The organism is Mucilaginibacter sp. SJ, assembly GCF_028993635.1.
Taxonomy (GTDB): Bacteria; Bacteroidota; Bacteroidia; order Sphingobacteriales; family Sphingobacteriaceae; genus Mucilaginibacter.
This window is the reverse complement of sequence record NZ_CP118631.1, coordinates 396,650-408,162: the sequence shown is the minus strand read 5'-3', so window position 1 is coordinate 408,162 and position 11,513 is coordinate 396,650. Positions and strand designations below refer to the sequence as shown.

At 44.1% G+C, this 11,513-nt stretch carries 13 protein-coding genes; 10 read left to right on the top strand and 3 right to left on the bottom strand.

Features of this window, described 5'->3' with window-relative positions; all coding sequences use genetic code 11:
* Positions 1–223: 223 nt before the first annotated feature.
* From MusilaSJ_RS01515 to MusilaSJ_RS01500, 4 genes are all read left to right on the top strand, one after another.
* The gene (locus tag MusilaSJ_RS01515; protein ID WP_274988313.1) at positions 224–889 is read left to right on the top strand and encodes a class I SAM-dependent methyltransferase; all 666 of its coding nucleotides are present in this window, start codon (positions 224–226) and stop codon (positions 887–889) included.
* 48 nt (positions 890–937) lie between these two features.
* On the top strand, positions 938–1,531 hold the full coding sequence (locus MusilaSJ_RS01510) for a class I SAM-dependent methyltransferase (protein WP_274988312.1): 594 nt from the start codon (positions 938–940) through the stop codon (positions 1,529–1,531).
* A 130-nt stretch (positions 1,532–1,661) separates the two neighbouring features.
* Positions 1,662–1,838 (top strand): BF3379 family histone-like protein, encoded by a 177-nt coding sequence (locus MusilaSJ_RS01505; RefSeq protein ID WP_274988311.1) that lies wholly within the window; start codon positions 1,662–1,664, stop codon positions 1,836–1,838.
* A 92-nt stretch (positions 1,839–1,930) separates the two neighbouring features.
* Positions 1,931–2,167, top strand: a complete 237-nt coding sequence (locus MusilaSJ_RS01500; RefSeq protein ID WP_091164133.1) for a hypothetical protein — start codon at positions 1,931–1,933, stop codon at positions 2,165–2,167.
* Between the two features lie 30 nt (positions 2,168–2,197).
* Here the strand turns inward: MusilaSJ_RS01500 and MusilaSJ_RS01495 are convergent, their stop codons facing one another.
* Together MusilaSJ_RS01495 and MusilaSJ_RS01490 are read right to left on the bottom strand one after the other, a co-directional pair.
* On the bottom strand, positions 2,198–3,889 hold the full coding sequence (locus MusilaSJ_RS01495) for a SulP family inorganic anion transporter (RefSeq protein WP_274988310.1): 1,692 nt from the start codon (positions 3,887–3,889) through the stop codon (positions 2,198–2,200).
* Entirely contained in the window at positions 3,889–4,314 is a 426-nt protein-coding gene (locus MusilaSJ_RS01490) for a DUF983 domain-containing protein (RefSeq protein ID WP_274988309.1), read from the bottom strand. Before MusilaSJ_RS01490 ends, MusilaSJ_RS01495 begins: the two co-directional genes overlap by 1 nt.
* 177 nt (positions 4,315–4,491) lie before the next feature.
* Here MusilaSJ_RS01490 and MusilaSJ_RS01485 point away from each other — a divergent pair, with 177 nt between their 5' ends.
* A complete protein-coding gene (locus MusilaSJ_RS01485; RefSeq protein WP_274988308.1) occupies positions 4,492–5,211 on the top strand; it encodes a Crp/Fnr family transcriptional regulator in 720 nt (239 codons plus the stop codon).
* 196 nt (positions 5,212–5,407) lie between these two features.
* Here the strand turns inward: MusilaSJ_RS01485 and MusilaSJ_RS01480 are convergent, their stop codons facing one another.
* Positions 5,408–6,694 carry an alpha-L-fucosidase gene (locus MusilaSJ_RS01480; protein WP_274988307.1) on the bottom strand — a complete coding sequence of 429 codons (1,287 nt, stop codon included), beginning with the start codon at positions 6,692–6,694 and terminating at the stop codon, positions 5,408–5,410.
* A 445-nt stretch (positions 6,695–7,139) separates the two neighbouring features.
* Between MusilaSJ_RS01480 and MusilaSJ_RS01475 the strand changes: the two genes are divergently transcribed.
* The 5 genes from MusilaSJ_RS01475 to MusilaSJ_RS01455 all read left to right on the top strand — a co-directional run bounded on the left by MusilaSJ_RS01475 (position 7,140) and on the right by MusilaSJ_RS01455 (position 11,503).
* A complete protein-coding gene (locus tag MusilaSJ_RS01475) occupies positions 7,140–7,502 on the top strand; it encodes a transmembrane 220 family protein (RefSeq protein ID WP_112653740.1) in 363 nt (120 codons plus the stop codon).
* Between the two features lie 36 nt (positions 7,503–7,538).
* A complete protein-coding gene (locus tag MusilaSJ_RS01470) occupies positions 7,539–8,411 on the top strand; it encodes an EboA domain-containing protein (protein ID WP_274988306.1) in 873 nt (290 codons plus the stop codon).
* A 90-nt stretch (positions 8,412–8,501) separates the two neighbouring features.
* Complete coding sequence (locus tag MusilaSJ_RS01465; protein WP_223266247.1) at positions 8,502–9,407, top strand: TatD family hydrolase; 906 nt, start codon at positions 8,502–8,504, stop codon at positions 9,405–9,407.
* A 38-nt stretch (positions 9,408–9,445) separates the two neighbouring features.
* Positions 9,446–10,300: a UbiA-like protein EboC gene (gene eboC, locus MusilaSJ_RS01460; RefSeq protein WP_274988305.1), complete on the top strand. Its 855-nt coding sequence runs from the start codon at positions 9,446–9,448 to the stop codon at positions 10,298–10,300.
* 30 nt (positions 10,301–10,330) lie between these two features.
* Entirely contained in the window at positions 10,331–11,503 is a 1,173-nt protein-coding gene (locus MusilaSJ_RS01455) for a 3-dehydroquinate synthase (RefSeq protein WP_274988304.1), read from the top strand.
* Positions 11,504–11,513 lie beyond the last annotated feature (10 nt).

Below are 11,513 nucleotides of genomic sequence, written 5' to 3'. Positions count from 1 at the left end.
AAAATAGAATGTAAAGTTTGCTTTAGTTACAATTTATGATTTGCTCTTATTCCAACAGGTGCGAGCACAAACCATTAGGATATTCATCCCCGTAATCAATGTATCATTGTCTGTCAGCCCGCGATCGCATAATCCAAACGCTGCTATTTAAAACTGATAAATATCATCTTTACCATTGATTTCTTGCAGGTAAGGCGGCCTGCAATGGTGGATATATTTGCATGTGCCAACACAATATCCATTTTCAGCATTTCCCACCCGGTCCGAAGAACAGCAGCGGCGTGCGACGACACTTTTTAAGAAAAAAAATCCCAATGATTGTTTTTTTCGCAATGATGCGGAATTTGACTGGCTCTACCCGGAGCATTTGCAGTCGTTATCACAAAAACAATGGACGCCTGTTGCCATCGCCAGAAAGGCCGCCGAATATTTAGCAGTAAAAGGTGCCAAAGTCCTGGATGTCGGTAGCGGCATAGGGAAATTCTGTTTAACTGCAGCGCATTTTTATCCTGATTCTTTTTATTTCGGGGTAGAACAGCGACATGAACTGGTGCATTACGCCCAAACCACACAAAGATACCTGGATATTAATAATGTCAGTTTCATACATGCCAATATCACACAGATTAACTTTCATCAATTTGACCATTTCTATTTCTATAATTCTTTTTTTGAAAATTTAGACCAGGAGAATGCTATTGATGATCATATAGAGACTTCCTACGGCCTCTACGCTTATTATTCACGGTATTTAAAATCGATGCTGAATGATAAACCGTCAGGTACCAGGGTAGTGACCTACCAGAGTTTCGGAGAAGTTATTCCGATAGATTACAGCATGAAAGATCTCGCTTATGATTCCTTACTTCAGTTGTGGGTCAAAGATTAATTACAATTTAACATAAACACTTGTATAACAAACAGTTTCCTTTTTTTTATGTATAGTGATACCATAAGCATTTCTTATTTCCGCAAAGACGCGGCTTTCGATACTTTGTATCCGATACATATCCGGGAACTATCACAAATGCACTGGACTGGCCTGGACATTTCGCTCGAAGCCAGCAATTTCCTCGCAGCCCCAGGGGCCAGAATCCTGGATATTGGCAGCGGTGTTGGTAAATTTTGTATCGCGTCGGGCGTTTATCATCCGGAGGCTACCTTTTACGGCATTGAGCAACGGGAAGAGCTGTTCAATTATGCAGAATCAGCCAAAGCGCAGATCGGTGTACCCAATGTGCAGTTTATGCATGGTAACCTCACTAACCTGGATTATGACCTGTTTGATCATTTTTATTTTTTTAATCCCTTTTATGAAAATATAGAACCAGGCATCCGGATCGATTATAGCGTCAATACCTCGTTTGATCTGTATAATTACTATACTTTGTTCATTTATGAAATGCTGAACAAAAAACCGGCCGGTACCAGACTGGTTACCTTTCATGCACCCGAAAAACAGATTCCGGTTAGTTATCAATTAATGAACAATTCCTATAGCCGGGTGCTCAAAATGTGGATCAAGCAGTAAAGGAGCTGGTTCAACCTTGCGATAGGCATATTGAACTTCAGATTAATAAACGCGGCAAATATTTATCAAAATAATAATTGAACGATAAAAAAATAAAATCAAACACATCATTCATTTAACACAAAACACAATGGAAAAATTTAAAGCGGCAAAAGATTTGATAGATGCCATAGAGAAAGACATGTTCAGCTTTTACGAAAAAGGCAACAAAGCTGCAGGAACCAGGGTTAGAAATGCTATGCAGCAATTAAAAGTTATGGCAACAGATATCCGTAAAGAAATAACAGAAAAGAAAAACAATAAATAAATTAGTTAAGAACTGTTTTGGGAAAATAACCAGGTCAAAGTTGACCTGGTTATTTTATCAGGAACAGCCAGATAAATCATTCTTTTTAATATATGATCGGATTCCCTTTACGTGTTACTTATCAGCAGCAAGATTTTATTTATTATATCATTGCTGCCCCGAGTAAAAAGAACCATACCCTTGAGATTCTTTTAGATGCTAAAAGTTACACCTTTATTCTGAGTTTAAATAAACTATGGATCGAAAAAGACCCGGATAAAGATCGTCCTCTTGATCAGGGGTTGGTGCTGGCTATAAGCAGAGCGGTGACCTTGCGTTACCCTATTTAAGAACAGGATTATAACAGATCAAAGCCTTTATTAACCTGCATAGGATTTTTTTGAGGGATCGGTGTCCGATAAAACTTCATCTGCCCGTTTTAATGCTTTTTCAAATGTGTCCCGGACATTGCCTTTCCCAATTTGAAATAATAAACGCGTCTTTTTTAACGCTCCTGTTACCTGTTCGCTGTTTGCCTCCGACAGGATAAGTTTAGTTCCTTTCTTTTTTATTTCCTGATGGACATCCCTTAATACCCTGATACCGGTTGCATCAATTACGGGTACATTCCCCATCCGGATAATCAATACCCGGGCGGGTTTTTCCAGCACTTTCATCGTGTCTTTAAATTTATAGGCCGCACCAAAGAACAAAGGGCCATTGATCTCAAAAACGTCGACCCCTTTGGGGATAACTGATTGATTAAATTCATCATCAGATAATTGATCCGGAGCCAAAATAGTTTGCTGTACCGAACTGGACTGCATCATTTTGCGCATAAAAAGGAAAGCGGCAACAATTATCCCAATTTCAATAGCTACGGTCAGGTCTACCAATATGGTGAGGCAGAAGGTGATCAACAAAACGGAAGCATCACTTTTTGAGCCTTTAAATACGTCTATAAAATTCCCCAGTTCGCTCATATTCCAGGCTACTACCACCAATATACCTGCAAGTGTTGCCATGGGGATCAACGCTGCCCATTGGCCTATAAAAAGCATAATAAGAAGTAAGGTAATGGCATGTATGATCCCCGCTACGGGTGTACTTCCGCCATTTTTTATATTGGTAGCCGTTCTTGCTATTGCCCCTGTGGCTGGAATGCCCCCTAACACAGATGAACAGATATTGGCCAGTCCCTGTGCAATGAGCTCTGTATTAGACCGGTGATTTCCGCCGGTCATGCCATCTGCCACAACCGCTGATAGTAAAGACTCAATACTGCACAGCAAAGCGATGGTAAAAGCAGGCCTGATCAGTTGCCGGATAGTTTCCAGGCTTACATCTGGCATGACCGGGCGCGGTAAAGCAGCAGTGATCACTCCAAAACGGCTGCCAATAGTTTCTACCGGAAGATGGAAGTACCGGACAACCAGTGTGCTTATGGCAATTGCGATCAGCGAACCGGGAACTTTCCGGGTTACCCTGGGCCACAGCAAAACAACCAGTAAGGTAAAAACCCCGATAAACAAGGCATATAGATTCAGCGAAGACAGGTGCCGGCTATAGCCGATCCATTTACTGATAAAATCAGCAGGGACATTTCCCATTTTCAACCCCAAAAAGTCTTTAACTTCTGAAGAAAAAATGATGACCGCGATCCCGGTGGTAAAACCAATGACCAGCGGATAGGGAATGTATTTGATAGTATTACCCAATTTAGCTACCCCCATAATAATCAAAATGATCCCGGCAATAAATGTGGCAATAACCAATCCGCTGACACCGAACTGCTGAACGATCCCATAAACAACAACGATAAATGCGCCTGTGGGCCCTCCTATCTGCACCTTGCTGCCTCCCAAAGCAGATATAATTACCCCCGCAATGATAGCCGTAAAAATTCCTTTTTCGGGGGATACACCCGAAGCAATGGCAAAAGCTATGGCCAGGGGCAAAGCAACAACACCTACAATTACTCCGGCAACAACATCTTTATAAAATTGTGCAAGAGTGTAACCTTTAAGGGTGTCAATCAGCTTGGGCCTGAACAAATTCATCATTTCGTTCATTATTGAAACCATTTAAATTTATTCCCGTCCACCGGCATTTCAACATCAAGTTCGGGATGATAATGAACCTTGGGAGATAACCAGTAAAGCAATATTACGCGGGAATACCTGAAATTCAACGGCGCAAGCAAGAACAAACCACCGAGAATGGTAGTGAGATATAACCATGGCGAATCGTTATTTTGGGTTATCAGGAAAGTGGCGATCCACAAGATTCCTCCCTCCGCTACATTCATAGCGTAGCTGATATACATCGCCGCATAAAAATAGCCGGGCTCGATCTCGAAGATCATCTGACAATGCGGGCAATTCAGGTTGATCTTGTTGGAACCCAAACGGTATGTTGCTCCTTCGAACATATTGCCCCTGCGGCAGCGCGGGCATTTTGCATGGAGCATCGCCCATGATTTTGATGTTCTTACCATTAATACAAAGCTATGCTTATAATAAAGGCCTGATATGGTATGACATCAGCAAACAAACTGATATTTATCAGTTTTAGACGGCAAGCCCGCGCTTAATATACGCCCTACGGGTTTCTCCGGTCATACAGGGCATACCAGTCAATAACATGGGCTTCATTAAATTTATATATTTGTAATATGAGTTTATCCGGAATTTTTCCAATTGATAAGTGGGAATTCACAACACAATCTGTTCTTAATACACTTTCCGAAGAAGATTATGACTTTTTAATCTCCCGGCAAGGCGCGCAGAAATATCAAAAAGGAGAAATCATCTTCAAAGAAGGCGTTGTACCTTCCGGTATCTATTTTATCCACCAGGGAAAAATAAAAAAATATAAAGTTGACCGGAATGGCCGGGAGCAGATCATATATGTAGCTAATAAAGGCGAATTAATTGGGTATCACGCTATTTTGGCGGAAGAGCGCTGCCCTGATTCTGCAGCTGCATTGGAAGACTGCCTGATCAGTTTTATCCCTAAAGAGGACTTTTTAACCATTCTGGATAAATCACCACTTTTTATGCGGCGCTTATTGAAATCGTTGAGCCATGAATTTAGTGTATTGGCCAATAGTATTTCCGTGATCTCTCAGAGAACAGCATCTGAACGCCTCGCTATTTCACTGATCATTTTGAGAGAAAAATTTAAAGTGGACGGATCAGGTGAAAAAGATGTTATTCTCAATATCTCAAGAATGGACTTGGCCGGCATGGCAGGGATCGCGCAGGAAAATGTGATCCGCCTATTAAAAGAATTTAAAGAGGAAGGCATACTGGAAACCGACGGCCGAAAGATCTGGATCAAAGATCTTAAACAATTGGTTAAAAAATCTAACTACGGATTTGGGAACCCATAGTTAGCACGCTTATCGCCAGTCGTTATTCAAATACATCCCCTTGTCACCTGCCTGCACGCAGGATACAGCGGCCGAATGTTATAGATGGGCATATTGTATTTTCATTAAATAAACACAGGTGGCCGGGGCCCGCCTGGATTCACACAGTTTATTTTACAAACTCCCTTTTAGCCTAACTTTAGGATATTTGAAACAGTTAGTTACCTTTTATTTTTAACTCCAAAGTGGTTACCAATGAATCCGGCTTTACTGTGGCTAAGTCAAGACTGATACCTGTTGAATCCTGATGAAATTTAACTTTTTTACTATGCAGTACCCTGCAATTTGTAATAGTTTGTTTAACAGGCGGTAATTTAATGACAGTATCCCCCGCCGGCATTTTCAGCACGTGGATATATATTTTATCCCCCCTACTTGTGGCTCCGTAAAAATCATCAACAGGTTGAAAAGGTCCCGGACGCGTTTGATATATGCTCTCGCCATTTTTTGTTAACCACTGCCCAACTTCTTTCAGGCGATCCACATGAGCAGGGGGAATAACACCGTCCGAATCCGGCCCAACATTTAATAACATATTTCCACCGCGGTCAACGGTATTAACAAGCATATTTATAATCTTTTTCAGTGGCATCAATCGCTGAGCCTTATTGTATCCCCAACTGGTTTCATTAAGGTTCAAGCATTTTTCCCATGGGAAGGGAATAATAGGTCCTTTAACATCCGCGCCATCTTCGTCGGTCTGGAAATCTCCCACCATTCCTGATCTTGGATTAATGACCACATCCGGGTTGTAGCTACGTACCATAGCATTAAGTTTTAATGGTTCCCAAAACCAGGCAGCGTCGGCATCGGTACCTTTATGCGCCAGCCAGCCGCCATCGTACCACAAAATATCTATTTTGCCGTAATTTTTCATTAGCTCTTCTACCTGCCCATATGTTTGTTTCTTGAGCAAGGCAGCATTGTCAGGAAGCCCCTTGGGGTCGAAATAACCAGGAAAACGCCAATCCAGAGGAGAATAATAAATGCCTACATAGAGGCCAGCTTTACGGCAGGCATCGGTATACTCTTTTACAAAATCACGATGAGCGGCAGTTTCCCAACTATCAAAATGCCGGTAACTTGAAGGGCTGTTCCAAAGAGCAAAGCCATCATGATGGCGGCTAACCATTACCATATACTTCATACCCGCCTCTTTGGCTACTTTAGCCCATTCTGCAGCGCTAAAATGCCTTGGATTAAACTGATCAGCTAACCTGGCATATTCCTCTGCCGGTATCTTTTGATTAAACATGGTCCATTCACCCGTGGCCGGAATAGCGTATAGGCCCCAATGTATAAACATCCCAAATTTCTGATCCTCCCACCATTGCATCTTTTCGGGCGGAAGATTAGAACCTGGGCCCGATACACCCTGCCCTGCACCCTTTAATGCGGGGTACACCTTGCCTTTTTCCATTGATTTTCTTTCTGCGTCGCTCATTTGCTGGCTCTTTACCACAAAAGAATGGCTCAATAGTGTTAGCAGCAAGCAAGCCGCCTTGATTGTTGTTTTTTTGTTAAACATAATTAGGGTTTTCGTACAGTAACAATTCAGCCAAATAGCGATGGTTTAAACCTTTTGTATAATAATAAAATTAACGTTTTTGAGGACGGTTTAATAATAAGGCATACGCCACGCTAAATTAATTAAAGCCAACGACGCAGAATTACCTAAACCAGACTTAATTTTATACAAAAACGACTTTCTATCGGTACCCCTCGGCTCTGCAAAACTCATCACCTCTTATATGTGAGCATTTTCGCCCGGCTACAAATCCAAAAACATTGCCCATCTTCAAGTTGTCAAGCGTAAGAAAATTTATATTGATATATGAGCCTTAGATTACATTACATTTATTAATTTGCCTGGCTCCGATCTGTTCAATATGATTGCTATTATAAATATCATTTTCTGTCTCTCTTTCCTGGTCTTCGCTTACCTTAACCTGAACGATGTCGATCCATGGCTTTGGGTACCGATCTACCTTAGTGCGGCTGTATGTTGCGGGCTGGTAGTTTTTCACCTGGTTTATCCGAGGCTGTACCTATGCTTGATCGCGATATACCTTGTTCACGCAGGCACCATTTATTTTTCTAAAGATGGCGTCCGCGACTGGATAACAAAATATAACAGGCCAAGTTTGGTAGAAACGATGCAGGCAGACAAGCCTTATATAGAAAAAACGAGGGAGTTCTTTGGCTTGCTGATCATTGCCGGCGCATTGCTGATCAATTATATCGCGGCCTGAGCAACATGGATCGGTCAACCCTGATGATTTGAAGATATGTTCACTTATGATATAGAAAAATTTAAGCCTCTGCTTACAGATCTCATTGCAAGACATGTAAGCCCGGATGCCAAAGACTGGCTGCTGGCCCAGGGGAATCACGCTGCATCTGCCGCAGTATTTAACACTGCCTTCGCCGCCTTGCCGCGTAAGACGGGAAAAGCGCCGGTCAATGCCGGTCCTGAAAACGAAGCTGGTTTATCTGCTATCCGTAAAGATTTTTCGATAGCAGGATGGTCGGTTGACAGGCTTGCCAGGGTATGGCTGTTGTTAACACTTGACACCACCGATAAAGATCGTTATCAGCGGAACATCGAGAACTTATTCTTAGCTGCTGAAATGAACGAGTTAGTGGCTTTATATTCGGCTTTGCCTCTGCTTGCTTACGCCCCGATATGGGTGCAACGCTGTACGGAAGGTAACCGCAGTAATCTGGGCGTTGTGCTCGAAGCAATCATGTATCACAACCCCTACCCTGCGGAAAACCTGCCCGAGCCGGCCTGGAACCAAATGGTGCTAAAGGCACTTTTCACCGAAAAAAAGCTGGAACTGATCACAGGATTGGATGAACGTGCCAATACCAGCCTTGCACATACATTGATCGATTACGCGCGAGAGCGCTGGTCAGCCGGCCGAAGTACAGATCCTATGCTTTGGCGATTAGTAAGTCGCTTTATGGATGACACGATACTGCAGGACATCCGGGAAGGATTACCGGGTTTAAGCGAACTTGAAAGGGAAGCAGTGGCATTAGCTATTGCCGAAAGCAGCTTTCAGCCCGCAAAAGAGTTGTTGAAAGTTGGTTCTTTAAAGGTGATGACCGGCGGAAAAACGAGTTGGAACGAATTTATTAACGATACAAAAAATTAATTTTGGGATATGTGTTGCAGCAATTTTGAAAACAGAGAACAAATACCTGGCGAAAAACCAGAGTCATTTGATATAACGGCCGTAAAAGGTATGCGTTTTTTTGACCCACATGTGCATATGACATCCCGTACAACAGATGACTACCAGGCTATGGCTGATGCGGGCGTAGTTGGGCTGATAGAACCGGCTTTCTGGCTGGGACAGCCCCGGACGGGCATTGACAGCTTTCGTGATTATTACAGCAGCCTGGTTGGCTGGGAAAGATTTCGCTCATCGCAGTTTGGTATTAAACATTATTGCACCATAGGGCTTAACTCCCGCGAGGCAAACAATGAAAGCCTTGCAGAACAGGTGATGGAAATACTTCCGCTGTTTGCTTATAAAGAGGGTGTTGTGGGTATCGGTGAAATAGGTTTCGACGATCAAACCGCGGCTGAAGAAAAATATTACCGCTTGCAACTGGAACTGGCCAGGGAAGCCGGCCTGCCGGTACAGGTCCACACGCCGCACCGCGACAAGAAAAACGGCACACGCCGTAGTATGGACATCGCGATAGAACATGGCATCGATCCTTATAAGGTCATCATTGATCATAACAACGAGGAGACCGTTAAAGAGGTCCTTGACCGGGGTTTTTGGGCTGCATTCACGATTTATCCCTTCACCAAAATGGGTAATGAGCGCATGGTTGAAATCGCCAGGCAATATGGCCCGGAGCGGATCATGGTCAATTCAGCTGCTGATTGGGGCATCAGTGATCCCCTGGCTGTGCCGAAAACCGCTGCACTAATGAAAATACGCGGTATCAGTGACAAAGATATCCAATTGATCACCTACGGTAACGCAATTACCGCTTTTGCCCAAAGCGGACAGCTCGATGAAACTGATTTCGCCACGGTGAGGAACGTTGATCAAAGCGTAAAATTTGAAGGTAACAGTATATTGCGAGGCGGCCAACAACCAAGAATCGATAAATCATCTATCATCATTAGCTAATCGTGATCTTCAGGAAACTGTACATTTATCTTCAGCTCATGCGGCCCGCCAATATTATTACTTCGGTCGCTGATATTCTGGCGGGGATCGCTATTGCCAGTGCCGCAGGTACTTTAACGGAAAGAGCCTGGCCAACGGCCCTCCTCCTTTGCCTTTCCACAGCTTGTCTCTACGGCGGCGGTATTGTTTTTAACGATATTTTCGATGTGGAGACTGATAAGATTGAACGGCCTGAAAGGGCCATCCCCTCAGGCAGGGTTAGTTTACCGGAAGCTTCAGTGCTCGGCACGTTGTTGTTAAGCGCAGGTATCCTATTGGCGTTTCTTGTTTCGGCGGCATCGGGTATGCTCGCGGCAGCTATCGCGCTCTGCGCGCTGCTCTACGACAAGTTTGGCAAACATCATCCCTTTTTCGGGCCGCTTAATATGGGGATGTGCCGGGGATTAAACCTGTTGCTCGGAGTCAGCATCATACCGGATGCGCTCAACCATTGGTCAATGTTAGCATTGGTGCCTGTGGTTTACATATTCTCGATCACCCTGACCAGTCGTGGCGAAGTTCATGGCGGCAAAAAGAACAACTTATATATAGCGGCATTTTTGTACGCTGCAGTCATCGCCTTTATCAGCTACTTTTCGTACGTTAATAACCGGCTGCTATGGTCACTGCTTTTCATCTTACCCTTTACCTGGATGATATTCAAACCGTTGCTCATAGCTATAAGAGAGCCAATCGGCAAAAATATTGGTAATGCCGTAAAGGCCGGGGTGATCTCCCTGATATTGATGGACGCTTCCTGGTCCGCCACATTCAGCTCACTTACATTCGCCCTGATGATCGCCTGCCTTTTACCGCTCTCGTTGTGGCTGTCGAAAACCTTTGCAGTCACCTAATTAATTTCAATAACAATAGATCTTCCCCCGATGGAACATTTGCAACAGAACTTCAGCGTAAAATATAGTTATAACGTCTTTTTTACCTCGGCCTTATTCGCAAAGGATAATCCCCTTCTGAACGGTTTTCTGACAAACGCTACTACTTCAGGCGCGTTAAGGAAGATCCTGTTTGTGGTCGATCAGGGGGTTGCCGACGCCCACGAGCATTTATGCTCTGATATCAGTTCTTATTTTCGGGCGCATACTGCTGTTCATCTGGTGCCCGAGATCTTGCTGATACCCGGCGGCGAGTACGTAAAGAATGATGAACGCTATTTTGATATGATCCTCGAAGCGGTAAATAATTACGGTATAGACCGGCATTCATACATCGCCGTAATTGGTGGCGGGGCCGTATTGGATATGGCAGGTTATGCTGCTGCAGTAGCCCACCGGGGAGTAAAGCTTATCCGCATACCAACAACTGTGCTGTCTCAGAACGATTCAGGAATCGGAGTGAAGAACAGCATCAATTATTTTGGGAAAAAGAATTTCCTGGGCACATTCGCACCACCTGCCGCTGTTTTTAATGATGACCAGTTTTTGACCACCCTGACCGACCGAGACTGGCGTTCCGGAATATCCGAAGCTATCAAAGTTGCCCTGATCAAAGACCCTGTTTTTTTCAACTGGATAGAACAGAACGCACCCGCCCTCGTGAGCCGCGACGCGACAGCAATGAATTACCTGATTTGGCGCTGCGCGCAGCTGCACATGCAGCACATTGCCGGCGCCGACCCCTTTGAAAGCGGCTCATCACGCCCTTTGGATTTCGGGCATTGGAGCGCGCACAAACTGGAATATCTTAGCGGTTTCGACGTTCGACATGGTGAAGCAGTAGCCATGGGGATAGCCCTGGATACGGTTTATTCCTGCCTTTGCGGCCGTTTAACCGTTGCGGACAGTGAGCGCGTGGTAAGCCTGATCCAAAACTTAGGTTTTGAAATCAGCCATGGGCTCTTAAAGATCAACGGAGATGACAGCCCATTATTGCAGGGCCTGGAGGAGTTTCGCGAGCATTTAGGCGGGGAGCTCACTATTACGTTACTCAATGCTATTGGCGAAGGTGCCGAGGTGCATGAAATTGATACCGAGCTTTTGAAACAAGCGAGTATTGAACTATACAACCGGCAACTCGAACTTCAGCAAACGCAAATTTAAACAATACAAA